The organism is Hominisplanchenecus sp., assembly GCF_046967715.1.
In the GTDB taxonomy this organism is placed as follows: Bacteria; Bacillota; Clostridia; order Lachnospirales; family Lachnospiraceae; genus Hominisplanchenecus; species Hominisplanchenecus faecis.
On sequence record NZ_JBKVNQ010000002.1, the window covers coordinates 39,659 to 61,253 of the forward strand.

Annotated in this window: 20 protein-coding genes, 1 pseudogene and 1 riboswitch; of the genes and pseudogenes, 7 read left to right on the forward strand and 14 right to left on the reverse strand. The window is 42.7% G+C overall.

Going from position 1 to position 21,595, the window contains the following annotated elements:
• Positions 1-26: 26 nt before the first annotated feature.
• The 5 genes from trpD to trpA are packed head-to-tail and all read left to right on the forward strand — an operon-like array spanning position 27 to position 4,420.
• Positions 27-1,040, forward strand: a complete 1,014-nt coding sequence (gene trpD / locus ACLTL4_RS00455) for an anthranilate phosphoribosyltransferase (RefSeq protein ID WP_412290958.1) — start codon at positions 27-29, stop codon at positions 1,038-1,040.
• Positions 1,041-1,043: 3 nt separating this feature from the next.
• Entirely contained in the window at positions 1,044-1,829 is a 786-nt protein-coding gene (gene trpC / locus ACLTL4_RS00460; protein WP_215659074.1) for an indole-3-glycerol phosphate synthase TrpC, read from the forward strand.
• Positions 1,826-2,437, forward strand: coding sequence for a phosphoribosylanthranilate isomerase (locus tag ACLTL4_RS00465; RefSeq protein WP_412290960.1), 612 nt, complete (start codon positions 1,826-1,828; stop codon positions 2,435-2,437). Before trpC ends, ACLTL4_RS00465 begins: the two co-directional genes overlap by 4 nt.
• Positions 2,438-2,469: 32 nt before the next feature.
• The gene (gene trpB, locus ACLTL4_RS00470; protein WP_147632682.1) at positions 2,470-3,654 is read left to right on the forward strand and encodes a tryptophan synthase subunit beta; all 1,185 of its coding nucleotides are present in this window, start codon (positions 2,470-2,472) and stop codon (positions 3,652-3,654) included.
• Complete coding sequence (trpA, locus tag ACLTL4_RS00475) at positions 3,647-4,420, forward strand: tryptophan synthase subunit alpha (RefSeq protein WP_412320139.1); 774 nt, start codon at positions 3,647-3,649, stop codon at positions 4,418-4,420. Before trpB ends, trpA begins: the two co-directional genes overlap by 8 nt.
• Before the next feature lie 57 nt (positions 4,421-4,477).
• Here trpA and ACLTL4_RS00480 read toward each other — a convergent pair whose 3' ends face one another.
• From ACLTL4_RS00480 to ACLTL4_RS00515, 8 genes and pseudogenes are all read right to left on the reverse strand, one after another.
• On the reverse strand, positions 4,478-5,560 hold the full coding sequence (locus tag ACLTL4_RS00480; RefSeq protein WP_022118118.1) for an ATP-binding cassette domain-containing protein: 1,083 nt from the start codon (positions 5,558-5,560) through the stop codon (positions 4,478-4,480).
• A 104-nt stretch (positions 5,561-5,664) separates the two neighbouring features.
• Positions 5,665-6,675 carry a FecCD family ABC transporter permease gene (locus ACLTL4_RS00485; RefSeq protein WP_022118117.1) on the reverse strand — a complete coding sequence of 337 codons (1,011 nt, stop codon included), beginning with the start codon at positions 6,673-6,675 and terminating at the stop codon, positions 5,665-5,667.
• A gap of 4 nt (positions 6,676-6,679) precedes the next feature.
• Positions 6,680-7,819: an ABC transporter substrate-binding protein gene (locus ACLTL4_RS00490; protein WP_173897767.1), complete on the reverse strand. Its 1,140-nt coding sequence runs from the start codon at positions 7,817-7,819 to the stop codon at positions 6,680-6,682.
• Positions 7,816-8,265, reverse strand: a complete 450-nt coding sequence (locus ACLTL4_RS00495) for a hypothetical protein (RefSeq protein ID WP_215658742.1) — start codon at positions 8,263-8,265, stop codon at positions 7,816-7,818. Before ACLTL4_RS00495 ends, ACLTL4_RS00490 begins: the two co-directional genes overlap by 4 nt.
• 82 nt (positions 8,266-8,347) lie before the next feature.
• On the reverse strand, positions 8,348-8,935 hold the full coding sequence (locus ACLTL4_RS00500; RefSeq protein ID WP_215658743.1) for a hypothetical protein: 588 nt from the start codon (positions 8,933-8,935) through the stop codon (positions 8,348-8,350).
• A gap of 85 nt (positions 8,936-9,020) precedes the next feature.
• Positions 9,021-10,283 carry a sirohydrochlorin cobaltochelatase gene (locus ACLTL4_RS00505; RefSeq protein WP_022118113.1) on the reverse strand — a complete coding sequence of 421 codons (1,263 nt, stop codon included), beginning with the start codon at positions 10,281-10,283 and terminating at the stop codon, positions 9,021-9,023.
• 183 nt (positions 10,284-10,466) lie between these two features.
• A riboswitch (cobalamin riboswitch) is annotated at positions 10,467-10,648 on the reverse strand.
• Positions 10,649-10,874: 226 nt separating this feature from the next.
• A complete protein-coding gene (locus tag ACLTL4_RS00510; protein ID WP_412320141.1) occupies positions 10,875-12,494 on the reverse strand; it encodes an AAA family ATPase in 1,620 nt (539 codons plus the stop codon).
• A gap of 55 nt (positions 12,495-12,549) precedes the next feature.
• Positions 12,550-12,726, reverse strand: a pseudogene (locus tag ACLTL4_RS00515) (sugar O-acetyltransferase); the annotation flags it as partial.
• A gap of 378 nt (positions 12,727-13,104) precedes the next feature.
• On the opposite strand from ACLTL4_RS00515, the gene ACLTL4_RS00520 reads away from it, so the two are divergent.
• Together ACLTL4_RS00520 and ACLTL4_RS00525 are read left to right on the forward strand one after the other, a co-directional pair.
• Positions 13,105-13,587, forward strand: a complete 483-nt coding sequence (locus ACLTL4_RS00520; RefSeq protein ID WP_022118110.1) for an RNA polymerase sigma factor — start codon at positions 13,105-13,107, stop codon at positions 13,585-13,587.
• A 67-nt stretch (positions 13,588-13,654) separates the two neighbouring features.
• Positions 13,655-14,170 carry a hypothetical protein gene (locus tag ACLTL4_RS00525; RefSeq protein ID WP_412320143.1) on the forward strand — a complete coding sequence of 172 codons (516 nt, stop codon included), beginning with the start codon at positions 13,655-13,657 and terminating at the stop codon, positions 14,168-14,170.
• A 351-nt stretch (positions 14,171-14,521) separates the two neighbouring features.
• Here ACLTL4_RS00525 and ACLTL4_RS00530 read toward each other — a convergent pair whose 3' ends face one another.
• The 6 genes from ACLTL4_RS00530 to ACLTL4_RS00555 all read right to left on the reverse strand — a co-directional run bounded on the left by ACLTL4_RS00530 (position 14,522) and on the right by ACLTL4_RS00555 (position 21,312).
• Positions 14,522-17,872 (reverse strand): leucine-rich repeat protein, encoded by a 3,351-nt coding sequence (locus tag ACLTL4_RS00530; RefSeq protein WP_412320144.1) that lies wholly within the window; start codon positions 17,870-17,872, stop codon positions 14,522-14,524.
• 147 nt (positions 17,873-18,019) lie between these two features.
• Positions 18,020-18,283: a 30S ribosomal protein S18 gene (gene rpsR, locus ACLTL4_RS00535; RefSeq protein WP_022119136.1), complete on the reverse strand. Its 264-nt coding sequence runs from the start codon at positions 18,281-18,283 to the stop codon at positions 18,020-18,022.
• Positions 18,284-18,305: 22 nt separating this feature from the next.
• A complete protein-coding gene (locus ACLTL4_RS00540) occupies positions 18,306-18,746 on the reverse strand; it encodes a single-stranded DNA-binding protein (protein WP_022119135.1) in 441 nt (146 codons plus the stop codon).
• Between the two features lie 15 nt (positions 18,747-18,761).
• Positions 18,762-19,049: a 30S ribosomal protein S6 gene (gene rpsF / locus ACLTL4_RS00545; RefSeq protein ID WP_022119134.1), complete on the reverse strand. Its 288-nt coding sequence runs from the start codon at positions 19,047-19,049 to the stop codon at positions 18,762-18,764.
• Between the two features lie 201 nt (positions 19,050-19,250).
• Positions 19,251-20,936 (reverse strand): glycosyl hydrolase family 18 protein, encoded by a 1,686-nt coding sequence (locus tag ACLTL4_RS00550; RefSeq protein WP_022119133.1) that lies wholly within the window; start codon positions 20,934-20,936, stop codon positions 19,251-19,253.
• Between the two features lie 217 nt (positions 20,937-21,153).
• A complete protein-coding gene (locus ACLTL4_RS00555) occupies positions 21,154-21,312 on the reverse strand; it encodes a hypothetical protein (RefSeq protein ID WP_022117920.1) in 159 nt (52 codons plus the stop codon).
• Positions 21,313-21,595 lie beyond the last annotated feature (283 nt).

Here is a 21,595-nt window from a genome sequence, read left to right on the forward strand (position 1 = left end):
CCACAATATACAGGAGGAAATTTACCATGATAAAAGAAGCTATTTACAAACTGATCAACCACAAAGATCTTACATATGAAGAATCACTCGCTGTTATGGGCGAAATGATGGACGGCACCGCAACTCAGGCTCAGATGGGTGGATTTCTGACTGCACTGCGTATGCAGGGGGAAACCATTGACGAGATCACTGCTTTTGCCACGGTTATGCGTGAAAAAGGTGTCAAACTTCACCCGGAACGTGATGTCATGGAAATTGTCGGAACCGGCGGAGATGAAGTCGGAACTTTCAACATTTCCACAACTTCTGCTTTCGTTGTTGCCGCTGCCGGAATTCCGGTTGCAAAGCACGGAAACCGCAGTATTTCCAGCCGAAGCGGAGCTGCCGATGTACTTGAAAACCTTGGTGCAAAAATGGATCTGACAGCCGAGCAGAACGAAACCGTTTTAAAGAAAACCGATATGTGCTTTATGTTCGCTCCGGTTTATCATTCTTCCATGCGTTACGCTGCTCCTGTCCGCAAAGAACTTGGCGTTCGTACCGTATTTAATATCTTAGGTCCTCTGTCCAATCCGGCGGCCGCCAAAATGCAGCTTCTCGGTGTTTACGACAAAGATCTTGCACCGGCTCTGGCTCAGGTTCTTTCCAATCTTGGTGTTACCCGCGGCGTGGCTGTCTGCGGCGATGACGGACTGGATGAGATTACCCTGACCGGTAAAACTTACGTCAATGAAATCCGAAATGGTGAAATCATTTCTTATACGATTACCCCGGAACAGTTCTGTTTAAAGAGCTGCGAGCTTTCCGAACTGATCGGTGGCACACCAAAAGAAAACGCTGAAATTACCCGCCGTATTCTGACCGGTGAGGAAACTGGACCAAAGCGTGACGTCATCCTGATGAATGCCGGCATGAGCCTCTATCTTGGCATCGACGGCATCACCCTTGCAGAAGGTATTGAAAAAGCAAAAGAAATGATCGACAGCGGAAAAGCTTACGCAAAACTTCAGGAATTTGTCAAAGCTACACAGGAGGCTTAATTTATGATTTTGGAACAGATTGCGGCAGATACCAGACTTCGCCTGATCGAGGAAAAGAAGCTGGTTTCCCCGGAAGAAATGAAAGAAAAAGCTCTCGCCCTTGCAGCAGATGAGACTTTTCCATTTGAAAAAATGTTGAAAGAACCTGGTATTCATTATATTTGTGAAGTCAAAAAAGCTTCTCCATCCAAAGGTCTGATTGCAGAAGATTTTCCATATCTGCAGATTGCAAAAGAATACGAAGCAGCCGGTGCAGATGCCATCTCCTGCCTGACAGAGCCGAAATATTTTCTCGGAAAGAAAGAATATTTAAAAGCGATCACAGATGAAGTTTCCATCCCGGTTCTGCGAAAAGATTTTACCGTAGACGAATATCAGATTTACGAAGCGAAAACACTCGGTGCAGGCGTTGTTCTTCTGATCTGTGCACTGCTTGATACCAAAACGATCCGCTCTTATATTGAAATCTGCGACCGACTCGGTTTGTCCGCACTGGTCGAAGTTCACGATGAAAACGAAATGGATTCTGCGATCAAGGCCGGTGCCAGAGTGATCGGTGTAAACAACCGAAACTTAAAAGATTTCACGGTAGATATCTCCAACAGCACCCGCCTGAGAAGTCTTGCTCCGGAAAATGCACTTTTCGTGGCAGAAAGCGGGATCAAAACAGCGAAAGATATTCAGGTATTAAAAGATGCCGGTGTAAATGGTGTGCTGATCGGTGAAACACTGATGCGAAGTCCCGACAAAGCTGCCATGCTTGCAGCCCTCAATGGAGGAGCCTTATGACAAAGATCAAAATCTGCGGTCTGAAACACACAGAAGATATTTCTTATGTCAATGAACTGCTTCCCGATTTTGCCGGATTTGTTTTCGCAAAAAGCAGCCGACAGGTCGATGCAAAAAAAGCAGCAGAATTAAAAAAACAGCTTTCGCCAAAGATCAAAGCAGTCGGTGTTTTCGTCAATGCCGAACCGGAATTTATCGCCAAATTATATCAAAAACAAATTATTGATCTTGCACAGCTGCACGGCGATGAAACCGCAGATTACATTCATAGATTAAAAAATTTATGCCCTTCCCTCCCGCTGATCAAAGCCGTTCGCGTACAAAGCACGAAGCAGATCCTGGAGGCAGAAAAGCTTCCATGCGATTATCTGCTGCTCGATACCTGGCAGAAGGATTCTTACGGCGGAAGCGGCAAAACATTTGACCGTTCCCTAATTCCACCGCTTGCGAAACCATGGTTTTTAGCCGGCGGACTGAATACAGAAAACATTGCAGAAAGTATTGCTCAGTGTCATCCGTGGGCGGTCGATGTGAGCAGTGCCGTTGAGACAAACAGTGTAAAAGACAAAGAAAAAATCAAAACATTCATTGATCATGTACGAAGATAAAACATTGTATTATATATAGAAAGGATTCACTTATGAGCAAAGGAAGATTTGGAGAATACGGCGGACAGTACATCCCAGAAACACTGATGCCCGCTGTTCAGGAAGTAGAAGAAGCTTACAACAAATACAGCAAAGATCCGGAATTTATCGCAGAGCTGGATGACCTGCTGAAAAATTATGCGGGAAGACCTTCTCTGCTCTATGAAGCAAAAAAAATGACCGAGGATCTCGGCGGTGCAAAAATTTATCTGAAACGTGAAGACTTAAACCACACAGGAGCACACAAGATCAACAACGTACTCGGTCAGGTTCTTCTGGCAAAAAAAATGGGCAAAACCCGTGTCATCGCAGAAACCGGTGCCGGACAGCACGGTGTTGCAACTGCTACCGCTGCTGCTCTGATGGGACTGGAATGTGAGATCTTCATGGGCAAAGAAGATACCGACCGTCAGGCACTGAATGTATTTCGTATGGAACTGCTCGGTGCAAAAGTGCACGCTGTCACAAGCGGCACAATGACTTTAAAAGATGCCGTAAATGAAACAATGCGTGAATGGAGCAAACGTATGGATGACACGCTTTATGTACTTGGTTCTGTCATGGGACCTCATCCATTCCCGACAATTGTCCGTGATTTCCAGAAAATTATCGGAGAAGAAATCAAAGAACAGCTGATAGAAAAAGAAGGCCGTCTGCCGGATGCCGTGATTGCCTGCGTCGGAGGCGGAAGCAATGCCATCGGTACTTTTTATGAATTCATCCCTGATAAAGAAGTCGCCCTGATCGGCTGCGAAGCAGCCGGACTTGGCATTGATACCCCGAAACATGCCGCTACGATTGCCAAAGGAAGCACCGGTATTTTCCATGGCATGAAATCTTTGTTCTGCCAAGACGAATACGGTCAGATCGCACCGGTTTATTCTATTTCTGCCGGACTTGACTACCCTGGAATCGGCCCGGAACATGCGATGCTTGCAAAAGAAGGCCGTGCACAGTACGTTTCCATCACCGATGAAGAAGCCGTTAATGCATTTGAATATCTTTCCCGCACCGAGGGAATCATTCCGGCGATCGAGAGTTCTCACGCCGTTGCCTACGCAATGAAACTGGCACCGACTATGGATAAAGATAAGATCATCGTAATTACTATTTCAGGACGCGGCGACAAAGACGTGGCTGCCATTGCACGATACAGAGGAGTGGATATCTATGAGTAATATATATAAGGCATTCGAAAATAAAAAAGCATTTATCCCTTTTGTAACAGGTGGGGATCCAGACCTTGAAACCACAAAAAATCTGCTGATCGCCATGGAAAAAGCCGGTGCCGACCTGATCGAGATCGGTATCCCGTTTTCCGATCCGATCGCCGAAGGCCCGGTCATCCAGGAAGCAAGCCAGAGAGCACTCGCTGCAGGATGCACCACCGATAAATTGTTTGATATGGTAAAAGAAGCCCGCCAGAGAGTAAAAATTCCGATGGTGTTTATGACCTATATCAACCCAGTCTATACCTACGGAAAAGAACGCTTCATGAAACGCTGCGTAGAATGCGGCATTGATGGAATCATCGTTCCGGATCTTCCTTATGAAGAAAAAGAGGAGCTTTCCGGTGTCTGCGAATCATACGGCATCGACCTGATCTCCCTGATCGCACCGACCTCCCACGAACGCATCCATATGATTGCAAAAGAAGCGAAAGGATTTGTCTACTGTGTATCTTCACTTGGTGTAACCGGCGTTCGAAGTGAGATTAAAACGGATGTTGCAAAAATGGTAGAAATGGTGAAAGAAGTAAATGATATCCCGGCTGCCATCGGATTCGGTATCTCCACCCCGGAACAGGCAAAAAAAATGGCATCCGTATCAGACGGAGCCATCGTAGGATCTGCGATTGTAAAAATTGTGGCAAAGTACGGAAAAGAATGTATTCCGGAAGTCGAAAAATATGTGAAAGAGATGAAAGCGGCAGTGGAGATTTGAATGTGCAAATGAACGAATTCCCCGAAGGACACGTAAAAGTGCCTTCTTGGGAATTGTTCATTTGCACATCTCAAAAAGCCCGCTCAACGGCTTTGCAAACTCCCCGCTTTTTTCGACATCCAGCGTACAGATCACTTTGTCGCACTTCTTGATCCATTCTTTTGCTTTCTGTATTTCTTTTTCTTCAATCCTGCCAAATGGTTTCACGGAGATCACTTCTGTCGCCAGTGCTTTTGCCGCGGGATAATCTAGATCGTTTTCCCACAGAATCCCCGTCACAAACGGCACTCGCTCTCTCTGTAATTTTCGAAAGACTGCTGTACCGGTTCCGTTTCCTGCGATCACAAAGACTTTCGGCTCTCCTTCTGTTTTCGGAAGTTCGAGATCTCCGGTACGTTCATCATAAGAACCTGTTGTCATCTGATAAAGCTGTGGGATGTAGCCCTGCGTAAAAATTTCTTCCGGTGTTCCAAATCGATCTACTTTGTCTCCTCTGACGCAGGCTATTTTATCGGAAATACGTCCTGCCAGGTCCAGTTCATGCAAGGACATGATTACGGAAAGATTTCGTTCCCTGGACATATTCTGGATGATGGATAAAAATTCCAGCTTATAGCGGATATCCAGAAAAGAGGTCGGCTCATCCAGAATGATGATATCCGGCTGCTGGCAGATTGCTCTCGCCAGCATTACCCGCTGTTTCTGGCCGTCACTCGTTTTTGAAAAATCACGGTCAGCAAGCTCGTGGATGTGCACCAGTTCCATTGCCTCATCTACCAGTTTCCAGTCTTCTTTTGAGAGTACGCCGAACTTCCCGGTATATGGATAACGTCCGGTCGCAACCACTTCTTTGCAGGTCATCATTTCCGGTCTTACCCGTTCTGTCAGCACAACCGAAAGTTTTCTGGAAAGCTCTTTTCCGCTGATTTGTTCCGTCTCTTTTCCATCCAGCACAACGACTCCGCCAAGCGGTTTCAGCTGTTTTATGATGCTTCTCAGGATCGTCGTTTTTCCCGCTCCGTTCGGTCCGATCAACGTCAGGATTTCTCCCTTTTTCAGACTGATCTTGATATTTTTTATGAGCGGAACGCCGTGATAGCCGACGGTCAGACCTTCCGTATAAAAATAATATTCTTCCATATGCTATTCCGCCTTTTCTAAATCAAAAATTCAAAAATATTTCTGACATTCTTGCTGCAAGATATACCTTATGCATTGCATGAACTGTTCCATGATTCCTGATTTCACACTTTTTCTTTTTTTCTGTGAATCATAATATAGATTACCACCGGTGCCCCAAATACCGCTGTGATCGTACTGATGGAAAGTTCTGTCGGAGCAAACATGATTCTTGCCAAGAGGTCACAGAGCAGGCAGAACACAGATCCGCCAAGGAAACACGCGGGTATCATGATGATCGGTTTTGCGGTTCCGAATAAATTTTTAACCAGATGCGGAACAGCAATTCCGACAAAGGATACCGGTCCTGCAAAGGCTGTCACACAGGCTGACAGAATACTGGATAACAGCACGAGCAGTATGCGAAACAGCTGTACATTCAGTCCCATATTCTGGGCATAAGATTCTCCCATCTGATAGGCACTGATCGGTTTTGACATCAGAAAAACGCAGATCGAAGTGATCCCGACAACGATCGCCATGATCACTACATTATCCCAGGTAATCCCGGAAAAACTTCCTTTTGACCAGTTATGCAGATTGACAATATCGGCATCGTCCGCAAATGTTACCACAAAATCGGTAATCGCAGAACAGATATATCCGATCATAACGCCGCTAACGATCAGCATCGACATCTGATCGGTCACTTTCGACATCAGGATCACAAATCCCATACAGATCATGGAACCAACAAAAGCTGCCATGATCATCACCCAGGAACTTAAATGCAGGGCATTTCCAAGGGAAGCTACCATGACAAGTGCCACGACCAGTTTTGCTCCGGAGGAAATCCCCAGTGTAAACGGTCCGGCGATCGGATTATGAAAAAAAGTCTGCAAAAGATATCCGGACAATGCCAGCCCGCCGCCCAGGATTGCCGCTGCCATTGCTCTCGGAAAACGGATTCCCATCACAATATCCGTAAAGGTTTCATCCGCTCCATTTCCCCACAGCATTTTCGGTATCTCCGAAACCGGTATATTTACACTTCCGATGCATATATTCAAAACCAAAAATAAAAATAACAAAGCTGCAAGAATGATAAATGCAGCACCATATCTGCTTTTTTTCATCGTATCACTCCACCTTATACAGATAAGTCAGGTCTGCATCGTCTCCGGTCAGCATTTTTCGAATATCGGATGTGATTGTCCCAAGTTCCATTGTTGACTGATAGAGATTCTTGGTCGTGCAGTATACATGTCCTTCTTTCACCGCTTTGAATTTCTCAAGCAGCGGGCTTTTTGCCAGAAGATCCTGCATAGAAGACAATTCTCCCTCTATTGTACTATTATAAATAATATAGTCTGCATCTTTTGCTCCGGCATAAAATTCTTCCATCTGAAGGGAAACTGTAGATGTCGCTTCCTCCTCGTCACCTAGATCATCAAAAATATAGCTTCCGCCGGCAAGTTCAATCATTTTCGGCAGATAATCCGCACTTTTTCGCACATTTGCTTCCCCATTTGTCGTGATATAGAAAAATGCCACCGTTTTTCCGGTTGCATCCTGATCACTCACCTGTTCAAACGCTTTCGCTTCTGCATCAAACGCCTGCTCTGCCTGATCTTCATGCCCGGTCAGCAGCCCGTAAAGTTTGACCCATTCCGTACGTCCGAGCGGATTTGTCTCATAGCTGGAATGATCGACCAGAACCGGAATATTAAATTTTTCCATCTGCTCTTTTACTTCCGGTGTATGCAGAATCATGGTATTCTCGATGGCAAGCCCACAGTTTTCATTCAATATCATCTCATAGTCCGGGGCTGAATATTTCCCGGCATAAATAATATCCCCATCTTCCATGGCTTTTTTCGCCTCTTCTATGTACCAGCCATCTGCTTTCAGCGAGCTGAATCGAACCGCATCCAGTGCATCTGTCGCCACAAACATATCCATCGCCGCCGAAGCCGCCAGATAAATATTCTGGATCGGCTGCTGCAGCACCGTGATATCCTTATCCATATCTTCCGGCACAGATTCTCCTTCCGGTACGATCAGATATTTCCCGTCATCTGCGATCGTGACAAGTGCATAATCATTCTGATAATAATCCACCGCAAACATCTTTGCGTACTCCAGTTCCATGCTGTGGTCGTATGTCAGATCCTTGCTGATATCAGTATTTCGCTTTTCAATCGTATCCTGTTTTTGCGATGCACAGCCTGCCAGCATCAGGCAGAATACAACACCGAGTACCCCCATTATTTTCTTCATTTCTTTTCCTTTCGTCTCATCCTGGTAACAGCCGGTATGAACACAGCCACTGCAACTGCAATCCATAATGCGATATTTACCGATCCACTCATACCTGATCCGGAGCCGGACGCTGTCACGGTGTCTGATGCAAAGGTCAGCGTATATTCGATTTCATGCGGTACACTCATCGCAGTCGTATCTGCCATTACCGTCATCGGTTTATCAAATTCTGCAACCGGAACCTCAAAAACAGAATTTCCTTCCGTATTGACCGGAAGAAATTTTTCACCGTCAACCAGCATATAGTCATAATGTGAACTGCTCCATTTAATCTCAGCTGTTACTTTTCCATCTTTTACCGAAATGTCAGTCGGAGAATCGATCGTTGCTCTTCCGCTTCCGCCTTCCATCGTAACTTCTGCGGTGTATTCACCGTCTTTTAAATTTAGTTCCTCTGCTGTCATGATTTCTCCTTTTCAAGATAAAAAGCTGCTGCAAAATATGTAGATACATATCGCAGCAGCTTTTCGCAAAATCTGATATTTTTTATTCTTCTGCTTTTACCGGATTGGAAACGCTGACTTTATGGTCATACCATTTTCCTTTTGTTCCGATCAGTGCCAGATCAAATTCCTCGTCGATAGCCGGAACAGGAACATCAAATGCATTCACTTCTTCTGCCGGTTCACCGTCATTATAATCTACGGTTTCCACAACTGGCTGCAGCAGTTCTGCTCCATCTTTCTGTGCATCTTCTGCAAGTCCCGGATACAGATTTACAATGTTTGTAGAACGCAGCGTGATATGAATGGTCATCTTTCCGTCTTTTACGGTCAGAGTTCCTTTTCCATCATACATTTCATTGACCTGGAACATACTGCTGTCTGTATTAAAATCAGCAGTGTACGTTCCATCTTCCAGTGTTGCAGCGGCTTCTGTTGCCTCTGTGTCTGCGGTCGTTTCTGCTACACTCTCTGCCTCCTGTGTTTCTTCGGTCTGTACCTGTGTTTCAGAAGCTGCCTCTGTCTGTGCAGCACTCTGTGTTTCTGTCTGGCTTGTGCTGTTTCCGCAGCCAACTGCCAGTGCACAGCTAAGTGCCATTAATCCTGCTAATGTAATGATTCTTTTCTTCATTTTTGTTCCTGTCCTTCTATTTTGCTTCTTTTTTCAAGAATACCTCTGACATTCCTGCTGCGAGGTACACCTCATGTATTACTTATTACTCGTTTATAGCATCTGCTGTATGAGCAACGTAGAGATCCTGGATTGCTTTGATCTCACCCAGACCTGCGATCTGTGTATCAATGCTGTCAAATTTTCCGGATGCCTCAAACTGGCTCTTCCAAGAATCGTCATCATCGCCTGCCATATCGTTGTTTGCATGATCTCCAGCAACAACCATCAGCGGACGAAGGATTACTTTTTTGTATCCTGCTGCAGATACAGCTTTGATCACTTCTTCGCATGCTGTCTCTTCCGGTTCGCCTTCAACGGTTCCGATAAATACATTTTCATAACCAAGCTCTTTCATCTGAGCCTGCATCTGGCTGTAAGAAACTTTTGCTGTATGAGAAGTTCCATGTCCCATAAATACAAATGCAACGCCATCTTCTTTTGCTGCATCCAGGGAATCATAATTTGCTGTTGCTACTGCTTCAGAAGTGATTGCTTCTGCTACTGCTTTTTTATCATCGTTTACAGTATCTGCATCATCTCCGACCTCACCCAGCAGCGGTTCTGCTACTTTTACAGATTCAAATTTATCTTTATATGCATCTACGGCATCCATCAGTTCGTCATACTCTGCACCATGCATCAGATGTGTAGGCTGAATAACCAGATTTTTAACGCCATTATTTACGGCACGTTCCAGAGCCTGATCCATGTTGTCGATGTGCTCATCATCACGAGCCTGGATGTGATTGATAATGATCTGTGCTGTGAATGCTCTTCTTACAGACCAGTCCGGATTTGCAGCCTGCAGTGCATCTTCAATACCTTTGATATCAGCAACACGGCTGTCATTGAAAGAAGTACCAAAGCTTACAACCAGGAGTTCGTTTTCACCGATCTCATCACCATTGCGCGGATCATCTTTGGATGCATCACCGGTATCTCTTCCGAAATAATCCGGATCAGCTTCTTCGCCTTCAACCAGTTCTTTCTGAGCATCTGTCAGAGCATCCCATGCTTCTTTTGCTTCTTTACACTGCTCGTCTGTGTTCTCATTTCTTTCCTGAACATAAATTGCATCGATCAAAGCTGCTACTTTATCTGCTGCTGCCTGATCATCTTCTGCTTCCGTAGCTGCTGCTGTTTCAGAAGCTGCCTCGGTTGTTGCCGCTTCGGTAGCTGCTGCTGTCTCGGTTACTGCAGTTGTCTCTGTCGGAGCAGTTGTCTCTGCTGTTTTGCTTCCGCATCCTGCCAGCATAGATGCTGTAATTGTTGTTACACATAAAATCGTTACCAGTTTTTTCTTCATTTGCCTTTCCTCCCAAAATAATACTTTTATTTGAAACAAATAAGATTTGGGAGAAAAAGAAAATCCAACGAACACACGTCGTTGGACTGTATACTGGATAACAACAGCCAAACCAGAACTTCTTCGGCTTCGCTGTTTCTATTTCAATTCGGTACAATCAATCCTCGTGACCTGGAATATCTATTCCCCGCACCACAGTCTGGCAGGTCTCCTGGCTTACAGTTTTAACGCACATTGCCGCCTTCCCGATATCTCAGTGGCATAATAAGCAATGCACTCCTGTTTACAGTGACGAGATCGCACGGGTCTTTCACCTGTTTCCCTATTCTCCGCCTTGCGGCGGCACCAGCTGCTTCTTATTCTATTTCAAATATTCGTTCCTAACAGTCCGATAATTACCCTATAACCTATCATTTATATCTGACTGTTATTTACATTTCCAAATTATAGCATAAATTTTAAAATAATCAACTGTTTTATGTTATTTTAACTCAAGGCACAACCATAAAAAACAATTATCTATATCAATTCCCGTTACTACCATAATATCGATAAATCTGATTCATACCTCACTTTTTCTTCCTTTTTTACTTAGCTATTTATTAATAATTCTTCTATTTTACAGGTATGTTTTTTTGTTATTTTATCATATGAAATCCCCACTGCCAGAATATTTTGCGGGTATTGTCTGTGTTCTCCCAGTTTTCCTTTGAAACGTAATATATAATCTTTTTCTTTAATCTGTTTGATAGCTTCTTCTGGTGTCTGATCCACTTTTAATTCCAATATGATGCCCTTATCTTCATATCTGACAGGATAAAAAATAAAGTCCTCAAATCCTTTTCCAGCTTTATCTTCTCTTTCTATCCTATAAAAATCTCTTGCAGAAAGATAAACCAGATTTACAATCGCCGATAATTCCACCTCATTATTATAAGATAAGATTGGCGTTTCCGTATTATGTGCATATTGCAAAATTTCAGCCATAGTATCTGTATCTTTATTTAAAGTCGCCTGTAACATTTTATTAGAAATATTTGCAAGTCTGTATATATATCCCAGGGATTTTTCCTTTTTCATCATAGATGCATAGCTTCCCTGTAACTCTTTATTTGGAATAAACACGCAGCCATTATCATACGTCAATAACCCATAAACAACCATCGCCGAATATATTTCTTCCTTTGTATCGAGCTGCTGTGCCGTTGCTGCATATTCCTCAATACCCGATGGTATTTTTTCTCCTGCAAACATGAGAACCAGATCTTCCTGTACGTCATCTATATTGTTTTTAACATAGCTGAACACGGAATCATATTTTCCTGAGCTGACCCAGTAATTTGACAGCTGATTATCGGACAATGCACATACAACCGAACGCGGATTATACAATCTCTGACCGGATGCTGTGTGATAACCGTCATACCATTCCCTCAAGCCCTCTCGGTCAATTTGAGGCTTTTTTGTATTCTGAAGATATTTTTCATACAACTTATCTACTTCTTCATCTGAAAATCCAAAATACTCACTGAAACGAATACGTGTTGCCATATTATATTCCAGAAACATATTCAATTCCGATCCGTCGGAATATTTTGCAATCGGCAACACCCCTGTCATATAGGCAAGCTCAACATAACTCTGTCCTTTTAATAATAATTTCAAAAAAAGCAGATAGTCTTCTCTGTTCTTTTCTGTCATAAATGACATGTGAAATACCGCATCCCATTCATCCATAACAAAAATAAATTTCTTTTTTGTTTCATTGAATATTTTCGAAAAAATATCCCATATAGCATCTTCCTGCTTTAAATACAAATCCGAATATTTTTCTCTTAAATCATAATATATTCCCTCTTCAATGCGAGAAATATATTTTTTATAGCTATCACATTCTTTCGGCATTTCACTGAAATCAATATATACCACATCATGTTTATTTAAATGCTCTTTATATTTTGGATATTCTGAAATTTTAAGTCTGTCAAAAATATCAGAACCGCCCTCCGATTTTTCAAAAAAAGATGCTATCATATTCGCCATAACCGTTTTTCCAAAACGCCTTGGTCTTGTGATACAGAAAAATCTCTGTTCCTGTTCCAGAGCCGGTATTAATTCTTCCAGCAGCTCTGTTTTGTCTACAAAATAAAGACCTTTCGTAATTGTTTTGTATTTATCATATGGCTCAATACTGTTTAAAAACATTCCCATATCAATTCCCCCGAAAATCCCCTTTTCTCTGCTGACTTAATCTTATCAAAAATTCTTATTTCTGTAAATCAGAAGGTTCTTTTCTGAACTTCTCTGCATCCAGTGTCTTGATCACCTTCGCCGGATTTCCAACTGCTACCACATTATCCGGAATATCTTTCACGACAACACTTCCGCCGCCGATCACAACATTGTTTCCGATCGTAACACCCGGCATAACGTGTACACCGGCTCTTTTCTTTTACAGATTTATCCCCTTCATTCACACATGAAAAAGATACTGTTTCTATTATATCGTTTTCTCTGAAAAACGAAAATACTTTTTTGTAACCTTTTTCCCTGCTGATTTGTATTATAATTGAAAGCACCTTGATCAAGGACTTGCAATTTTTACGATTCAGGCAGCAAATACTTCAATCTGCAATGAATTGTTATCAAATTGTAACTGTTCAGAGCCAAGCAAAATTTCAAAAAACAGGTATAAAATGCTTGCATTTTTAAAACTGTTTTTGAAATTTTATTTGGCGGATACGCCACACCGACGAAATGCGTAGCATTTTGGAGGTTGGCTCTGAACAGTTACATCAAATTTTATATTTTAGGAGTACTCATGAGACAACCTGTACAGGAACTGATCGAACGCTATCAGAACAATCTCTACGCCATCGCCTTTAACATCTGTAAAAATCAGGCAGATGCAGAAGATGTTGTTCAGGATACATTGATCCAGTATTACACGACAAGCAAAGATTTTGAAGATGAGCAGCATATCCGTGCGTGGCTGATCCGTATCGTGATCAATAAAGCGAAAAATACAACGCTTGCTTTCTGGCGGCGTAACAGACGTTCGCTGGAGGATTATATAGAAACGTTAACTTTTGAAAATCCGGAATCTGAGAATTTATTCGAGGAAGTTCTGAAACTTCCCGAAAAATATCGCATCGTTATTCATTTATTTTATTATGAAGATTATTCCGTCAGGGAAATCGCCGATATTTTAAAGCTCTCGGAAAGCAACGTAAAAACACGCCTGTCACGCGGACGCTCTCTTCTGAAAACAGCACTGAAGGAGGAATGGGAAAATGACGAATAAAGAAAAATACAAACAGGCCTTTTCGGTTTTGCATACCTCCGATATCTCTGAAGGGGAGGTCAAATATATGGCAAAATTAAAAAAACAGCAGAAAATGAAACTTGCGGCGGCTGCAATCGCAGTCTGCGTGATCGTTGGCGGAACAGGAACGGCTTACGCAGCAAATGTCGGCGGAATCCAGCGAACTATCCAGCTTTGGATGCACGGTGACCAGACAAGTGCCACTTTTGATTTAAATACCGACAACGGTTCTTATTCTCTTGAATACAAAGATACCGACGGAAACACCGTCACTCAGGGCGGAGGCGGTGTTGCCTTCGATGCAGACGGAAACGAACGTCCTCTGACCGAAGACGAAATTATGGAGGAACTGAACGCACCGGACGTAGAATATCTCAATGATGGCAGTGTATGGATTTATTATAAAAATCAGAAAATAGAGATCACCGACAAATTCGACAAGGACAATGTCTGCTATGTAAAAATCGAAAACGGCGATGAAACAATTTACATGACCGTTAAATATCAGAATGGATATAGTACTTCTCCTGATAAATATCCGGATCCACGCAGTTTTAATTAGTCTTCAATTTTTAACCTGAATTCTGAAACCAATTATTTTTATCAAATCAAGCGGATATTCGCAATCCGCTTTGCTACTTCCTTGATTTGGTTAAATTTCAAAAAATGTGCAGGCTTTGAGTTTTCCTCTGCCTGCACATTTTTATGTTTCCTCTCGCTTACGGTTTTCTGCTTTCTGTCTGTTGCTTATTTGACTTTTACAGAAAAGCTTCCGGTGCTCCTTTTTCAAGGATCCATCCAGTACCACTTGATTCAAAATCATCTTTTTGAGGATAATAATATCCCCTTATTCCATAATCAACAACTAAACTTACAAGAACCACTAACACTATTACTATAAATTGTTTTTTCATTATTTAATTTTATTGGCTGCGATCCCGCCTTTTTTGAAGATTCTTACATAAGCTGCTTTTTTGTTCTTTGGCACTCTAACCGTTATCTTCTTTGAAACGCCCTTAAATGCTGATTTTCCAACGGTTTTCAGTGTTTTTACTTTCTTCAGGTTTACGGCCTTTAAGTTCTTATCTCCTGAGAAAGCACTCTGTCCGATGGTCTTCAGTTTGTTTCCGTTTACCGTAACGGTTTTCAGTTTCGTGCAATTTGCAAATGCCTTCTTTCCGATCTTTTCTACGTTGCTGCCGATGCTTACGGAAGTTACTTTTTTATTGCCTTTCAGGGCATTGGCTGCAATAGCGGTTACTTTATAAGTTTTACCGTTTGCTTTGATGTTTTTTGCGATTTTCACGCTGCTCTTTGCTTTGCCTTTTGCAGTCATGTTTTTCACTTCAACCGTATCATTTCCGGTAACTTTGTAGTTAAAGATACCGGATGCATCTGCGATCACGCTGCCGATTGCCGGGGTCTGGCTGTTGTTATTTCCATTATTACCGTTGTTGTTGTCGTTATTATTATCCGGTTTCTTTGCTTCCAGTGCTTTCATGGCGATGTCTAATGCATCTGCAGCATCTTTCAGCTGTTTTGCAGTTGCTGTTTCAGAAGCATTTACTGTCTCTGCAGCACTCTTTGCTTTTGCAAAATTTGCCCAGCTTTCTTTTGTGTAATCTGCTTCTTTCTTTTCTGCCGCCTGTGCAATCTTTGTCTGTACTTCTGTTTTGCCGGAGGCTTTTACTTCATCGAGTTTGCCCAGTGCTTTCTTTAAAGCATCGTCTGCTTCTTTGATTTCCAGTTTGGTTACTTTTTCTTTCTGTGCAACTTCTTTTGCTTTTGCGATTGCCTCTGCGATACCGGACTTGGCAAAAGTTCCTTCCGGATAATCTTTTTCCAGATAAGTTCTCTCTGCAACCTGTGCATCGGTACTTAAGATCGCTTTATCGTTTACTGCTGCCGGCTCATCGCATACGATATTGTATGTCACACCGTCAATCACCGTTGTGGTTCTTCCGATCTCGTTTGCTTTGATTGTCACGGTTGCTTCCGTCGGTGTTATTCGTTTCTCTGCTGCTCCAAGAAGTTTTGTCTGATTTCCTGTTCCATTCGTTGGGTAGAGAACAATAACATGGTCTTTATTGTCTTTATTAAAGATATTGGCGATCAGATATTTTTTACCGGAAGTAACTTTTGATACTCTCTGATATCCCGGAACAATATCTCCTGCTTCTGCTTTGTCCTTTTTCTCAAGCAGAACCACCTCATAGGTCCCATCTGTAAAGCTTGCATTATAGAGTCTGTTTGCGTTGAAGTCCATGTTTGTATAATAGAAAATTACATATCGTTCTCCGTTTTCTTTGCAGATACGGAAAGTATCACTGCCATCTGTCGGCGTTACCAGCATATTATTTTTTGCTGCTGCACTGAAAAATGAATTTGCACCGCTTTCATTGGTGAGATATACCTTTTTATTTTCATTATATACTGCATACACATTTGCTGTTCCGGTTGAAGTAAAGGTAAACTCTGCATCTGTCAGATTCAGTGATATATCATTTTTTGCTGCAAAACTGCTCAGGTCAGAATTATTGTTTGCTATATGTGCATACATCGGCACAACTTCTTTTTCTACACCATCTACTTTTGCATAATTTACATCTGCAACCTTTTGATCTGCTTCCGTCGTAATACCTGTTTTATGTTCTTCTGCCACCTGGTAAGACCTTGTATAAGTTTCATTTCTAGTAAGTTCTACGCCAAGCTCTAAATCATTTATATAACCATCTGCCGCAAGCTGGGCGATATCATAATTATCATAGCGTATGCTTCCTCCGCCATTTTCCCAGAGAAGTCCTACCGTTCCGTTTTTCAGCTCTGACATACAGGAATACTGATAAGTGCCGCTGTTTACTGAATAGCTGTTTTTTAAAGTCAGCGTCTTGTCTTCTTCTACCAGAAATGTAAATATTTTACCGTTTGCTCGTCCACTTCCGCCCGGGGCAGCTACCAGGATTGCCTGTTTTCCATCAATCGTTTTAGAATAATTGATCGCTGTCACATTACAGGTTGATGTACAAGAAACGCCTGTCTTGACCGGCTTTGTAAATACATAATCACCGGATGTATTTCTTACTGCATCTGAATAGCAGACCACTCCCTGTCCGCTTCTGAAGAACATACGCAATGTTCCGTCTGAAAGCTCTACGACTTCACTTTCGGATGACCAGTAACCACCTGCGGCTGCTCCTGGTACGTCATTGGATCTTTCCCATGTTTTTCCATTATCATCAGACCAGATAATGCTTGCATTTTCTTCCCCATCGCCATGATCATAGAATGGAATGACGATCGTACCATCTGAAGTCAGTACCCCCTGCCCCGGAGATACCAGCAGTGCTGTCTCTTTTGTCGGACGTTTGATCTGTGGATTCAGGATTTCCGGATCTGTCCAGGTAAATCCATCATCGTATGTTTTTGCATACATCATATATCCGGTATTGTATACATGCAATGCAGATCCTTTATAGAAAATATTCTGCTGAATATCCGTATTGGAATTAACCTGTTTCTGTGTCAGGGTATCTTTATACTCTCCATTTTCTACTTTATACAGGTTGTACCACTTATCCACGCCATATCCTGTTTCCGAATGATCGGATCGTTTTAAAATTTTTGCATATCCGTTCTCATCCCAGTCCCCTACATAATAAGCATAAGTTGTGGCATCGTCATCTTTTGGCTGTGTGTTTACATTGTCATAATTATCCGTTACTGCCAGATAATCTTTTCCGTTTACTTTAACATAACCGGTTCCTTCTCCCGGAGCTTTATAACCGCCCATTGTCGTTACGCCGGTTGGGTTTACATCGGCAATACAATAAATTTCTCCGTCTTTTCCCTGTACCAGTGCCGGGTCGATGATCGTAGTTGCCGTATTGCCGATATAACCATCGCTGTCCGGAAAATACAGCGGGAATGAATAATTCCAGGTCTTACCATTATCGGTTGATACAGAAGCGATCGTATCCAGTCCGCCGCCGTCACCGGTTGTAGAATATCTCGCATCCGCTGCTGCCAGAAGATTTCCCTTCTGCGTAACGATAAATGCCGGGATACGGAAATACTGACTTCCCGCTGTTCTCTCTGCAAACGGCTGGTTCTGTGTTACATGCTCTGCTGTCGTGTTGATCGGACCTGCTTTCAGCAAGTCTGCTGCGTCTGCTTTCGCTGCCGGAAACACAGCTACTGCAAGACCACAAACAAGAGCTGTTCCAAGCCCCTGTTTCCACAGTTTTCTTTTTTCGTTCTTTTTCATAGTTTCCTCCTTATTTTCCCTCCTGTGATTATTCAATTTTACTATATTTTTACTGTTTTGTCCAGCAAAAAAAACCTTCCTACAGCACTTGCATGCTATAGAAAGGTTCGCCGCTCTTTTTATAATCTTTATATTCTCAAATTTTGATTAGTCCTGAACGTATGGCATAAGAGCGATGTGACGTGCTCTCTTGATAGCTACTGTCAGAGCTCTCTGATGTTTTGCACAGTTTCCTGTGATTCTTCTCGGAAGGATTTTTCCTCTTTCAGAGACATATCTCTTCAGTTTGTTTACATCCTTGTAATCGATTTCGTTGTTTTCTTTACCACAGAAAACGCAGACTTTTTTTCTTCTGCGTCCGCCTCTTCTCTTCATCGGAGAATCTGGTCTTTCAGATTTATTGTAAGCCATTGCTGTAAACCTCCTTTAATGTCTAGTTAAACGGTAATTCTTCGTCAATACCGTCCGGGATATTCATAAATCCATCGCCGCTGGCTGCACTCGGTTCCGGTCTTGCAGGTGTATAGTTATTTCCATTTGCCTGAGACGCAGCTTTGCTTTCAGCAAACTCCTGATCCTCTACTACTACATCTGTAGTGTAAACCTTGTTGCCATCTCTGTTGGTATAGCTTCCTGTCTGGATACGACCTGTAACGACTACCTTCAGTCCCTGATGGAAATACTTCTCCGCAAACTCTGCACTGCGTCCGAACGCTACACAGCTGATAAAATCAGCGGTTGCTTCGCCATCGCGTTTGTTGAATCTGCGATCTACAGCCAATGTATATCTTGCAACTGATGTGCCGCTCTCCCCTGCGGAATAACGAACATCCGGATCTCTGGTCAAACGTCCCATTAAAATAACTTTATTCATTCTAAATCTCCTTATTTATGCTTCCTGTCTTACGCATAAATATCTGATAACATTTTCCATGATACGGACATGTCTTTCGATTTCTGCCGGAGCTGTAGCATCAGCTTCGAACTGAATGAAATAGTAGAATCCTTCTTTCATCTTCTGGATTTCGTAAGCTAATCTCTTTTTACCCCATTCGTCAACATTAGTAACTGTTCCGCCGTAACGTGCAACGTATTCTTTTACTTTTTCTACAGTTGCTACTCTTACGTCATCCTCAATTTTTGCGTTAACAACAACGGTTAATTCGTATTTGTTCATGCTCTTCGCACCTCCTTATGGTCTCTGGCCCACTATTACCTTCGTGAGCAAGGAATTCAATGTTTCAAAATGGCTGCTTGTCTGCAGCCACTCACAATTTTTGATTTTATCATATTTTTGCAAGACAGGCAAGTATTTTTTCTTATTTTTTGCAATGTTTCCGCCTCGCAGCCAAACCTGACTTTGAAGCAGAATCATGATCTAATTCACATATTTCGCTATTACATCCCATATGGATGATCTTTCAAATCCAAGCTTCCACTCTGCCACTCCGGCCAGACCATATTCCTGCACAAGTTTCATCTTCTCTTCGATCGATGCTTCGTTTTCCAGCCAGATCTGACAGAAATTGCCATCTTCATCTGTGAACTCTGCATAATCCTGTGATGTCTCGCTGCTCCATCCGGCAGTCACCTTGTAATCGGACAAGATCTGGTCTGCTTTATCCATGCCGATCGCCTCACTGCTTACTTCACCGGAAGCATTGGTCTTCCATAATCTCGTGTAGAACGGAATACCGCTGATGATCTTTTCTTTCGGAACGTTTTCCAGTGTTCCGGTAATGCCGTCTCTTTCATAGGAAAGGGATGCCACGGAACCGGCATCGGAGCCGACATAGTGTTCATCATAGCCCATAATGATCACATAGTCTACGACTTCGCCAAGCTCTTTCTGGCTGTAATGTTCATTGAAACTGTATGGCGACGGGACATCCACCGAAAGTACAAGATTATTATTCCTGCACTTTACAGAGAGTTCTCTCATAAACTGCACATAGCTTTCGGAAGTTTCTTCCGGTAAGGATTCGATATCGATATTAATGCCATCCAGCTGATAGTTGAGTGCTTCGGTAATCAGCTGTCCTTCCAGATTCTCTCTGGATGTGGTAGTGCCAAGCACAGTGTCGGTATCAATATCCGTACTGAAATTGTCCATCAGTCCCCAGACTTCCATATCATTCTGATGTGCGGTATCTACATAGTCACTGCTTGCAAGAGAAGAAATATCTCCATCGTTGCTGCTGATAGAAAACCAAGTCGGTGAAATGACATTGACCCCTTTTACATCCTGAATGTCCGCTGCAAGTGCATCGTTTGAATCCTGGCTCGTCACCTGATGCCAGAGAAGATTCATGTCATAATCTTTATGTATGCTGGTGTACTCTGCCGCCCGGAAATCACTGGTGACCTGTTCTTCGTAGCTGTCAGAAAGCTTTTTGCTCTTCATATAGCCAATATATCCATCCGCAGTCAGAACTTTTGTCCACTCTTCTTCCTGCTCCAGAACTGTCACTTTATCTCCGGTCGCTTCTTTTTTTAGAATCGGACTTTTAATATCTGCATCCAGACGTACGCTTTCTTCTTTTATCACATCCGAAAAGGTTTTCGTTCCCCACTGATTGTTTATAATAATATGAAGCGGTTCCTGCTCCACCGAATACTGAAGTGCTGTATACTGTGCCAGATAATCCAGTGCAATATAGACATTTCCATCCTGCGAAACAACGATCTGATACGGCATGCTGCCATTTCCGGTAAGCGTTGTATATTCATTGCTGTCATACGGAAGTTTGATAATATCCACTGCCGTTGTCAGTATGACCTGCTGTTCTTCATCGCTTTTATAAAGATGATCGTTCAGATTTTCTTTTGCAGTCGCATATTCTACATATGCCGTGCCATCCTTCACAAGTGCTTTCCCCTGTTCCAGACGGTCCGGAAGTACGACTGCTGCATCCTCCCCTCCGGAAGTGCCAAAATATTCATTGCCATCCATCACTTCTTTGGATGGGATATATCGATTTACAACTTTATATCCTACGCCTGCCGCAGCCACCGCCAGGATCAGCGGCACTACGACCTTCACAGGACTTTTCTTTTTCTTCATTCATTGTACCTCCATACTATGATGCCTGCGGATTGTTCCGTGCGGTGCACTCCCACAATCCGCCTCAGTATTCGCATACTGCAACATCGTTTTTACAACGGAATACATCGTTTTGATTCAGTGTATCATAGATTTATGAACGAAAGATGACTTAAGTCTACATTTTTTATAATCCTTCGACCTGTATGGTTGTCTTCTGTACTATGGGGATTTGTCATCAGACCTCTTTCTTTTTTATATAGTCGAATCCGATTCCTATAATGTGATCGTCATCATCGCTTACAAAATCTCTCATATACTCCTCTTCTTCCCGGATCATGCACTGGTGCATGATATCCGAAGGTGTACTTGGCTTTCCATTCAACCACAGCTTCATGCCTGCTCTGGCATATGCATTTAATTCTTTTTGCAGTCGATGTTTCCGTTTTTTTCTGCTGCCTATAGTTCCACCCCCTCTTGTTAAACTTAAAGATTCTGCTGACATTATCGTGAGAATTTAAATCGAATACACATAAGGCTGCTGCCTGACATGCAATTCCGGTCAGCATTGCTGACACGAAAACAACACCGTATACGAAATCTGTAAATCAGAAACATTCAAGCCTTTTTCTATTCTTTTGCAAAGTGCAGTACGTTCTTTTTTGTTCCGATCAACAGTA

Bases quoted from the DNA above. Each gene is read 5' to 3' on its own strand.
- trpD (WP_412290958.1), top strand. From the start codon at position 27: ATGATAAAAGAAGCTATTTACAAACTGATCAACCACAAAGATCTTACA.
- trpC (WP_215659074.1), top strand. From the start codon at position 1,044: ATGATTTTGGAACAGATTGCGGCAGATACCAGACTTCGCCTGATCGAG.
- ACLTL4_RS00465 (WP_412290960.1), top strand. From the start codon at position 1,826: ATGACAAAGATCAAAATCTGCGGTCTGAAACACACAGAAGATATTTCT.
- trpB (WP_147632682.1), top strand. From the start codon at position 2,470: ATGAGCAAAGGAAGATTTGGAGAATACGGCGGACAGTACATCCCAGAA.
- trpA (WP_412320139.1), top strand. From the start codon at position 3,647: ATGAGTAATATATATAAGGCATTCGAAAATAAAAAAGCATTTATCCCT.
- ACLTL4_RS00480 (WP_022118118.1), bottom strand. From the start codon at position 5,560: ATGGAAGAATATTATTTTTATACGGAAGGTCTGACCGTCGGCTATCAC.
- ACLTL4_RS00485 (WP_022118117.1), bottom strand. From the start codon at position 6,675: ATGAAAAAAAGCAGATATGGTGCTGCATTTATCATTCTTGCAGCTTTG.
- ACLTL4_RS00490 (WP_173897767.1), bottom strand. From the start codon at position 7,819: ATGAAGAAAATAATGGGGGTACTCGGTGTTGTATTCTGCCTGATGCTG.
- ACLTL4_RS00495 (WP_215658742.1), bottom strand. From the start codon at position 8,265: ATGACAGCAGAGGAACTAAATTTAAAAGACGGTGAATACACCGCAGAA.
- ACLTL4_RS00500 (WP_215658743.1), bottom strand. From the start codon at position 8,935: ATGAAGAAAAGAATCATTACATTAGCAGGATTAATGGCACTTAGCTGT.
- ACLTL4_RS00505 (WP_022118113.1), bottom strand. From the start codon at position 10,283: ATGAAGAAAAAACTGGTAACGATTTTATGTGTAACAACAATTACAGCA.
- ACLTL4_RS00510 (WP_412320141.1), bottom strand. From the start codon at position 12,494: ATGGGAATGTTTTTAAACAGTATTGAGCCATATGATAAATACAAAACA.
- ACLTL4_RS00520 (WP_022118110.1), top strand. From the start codon at position 13,105: ATGAGACAACCTGTACAGGAACTGATCGAACGCTATCAGAACAATCTC.
- ACLTL4_RS00525 (WP_412320143.1), top strand. From the start codon at position 13,655: ATGGCAAAATTAAAAAAACAGCAGAAAATGAAACTTGCGGCGGCTGCA.
- ACLTL4_RS00530 (WP_412320144.1), bottom strand. From the start codon at position 17,872: ATGAAAAAGAACGAAAAAAGAAAACTGTGGAAACAGGGGCTTGGAACA.
- rpsR (WP_022119136.1), bottom strand. From the start codon at position 18,283: ATGGCTTACAATAAATCTGAAAGACCAGATTCTCCGATGAAGAGAAGA.
- ACLTL4_RS00540 (WP_022119135.1), bottom strand. From the start codon at position 18,746: ATGAATAAAGTTATTTTAATGGGACGTTTGACCAGAGATCCGGATGTT.
- rpsF (WP_022119134.1), bottom strand. From the start codon at position 19,049: ATGAACAAATACGAATTAACCGTTGTTGTTAACGCAAAAATTGAGGAT.
- ACLTL4_RS00550 (WP_022119133.1), bottom strand. From the start codon at position 20,936: ATGAAGAAAAAGAAAAGTCCTGTGAAGGTCGTAGTGCCGCTGATCCTG.
- ACLTL4_RS00555 (WP_022117920.1), bottom strand. From the start codon at position 21,312: ATGAAGCTGTGGTTGAATGGAAAGCCAAGTACACCTTCGGATATCATG.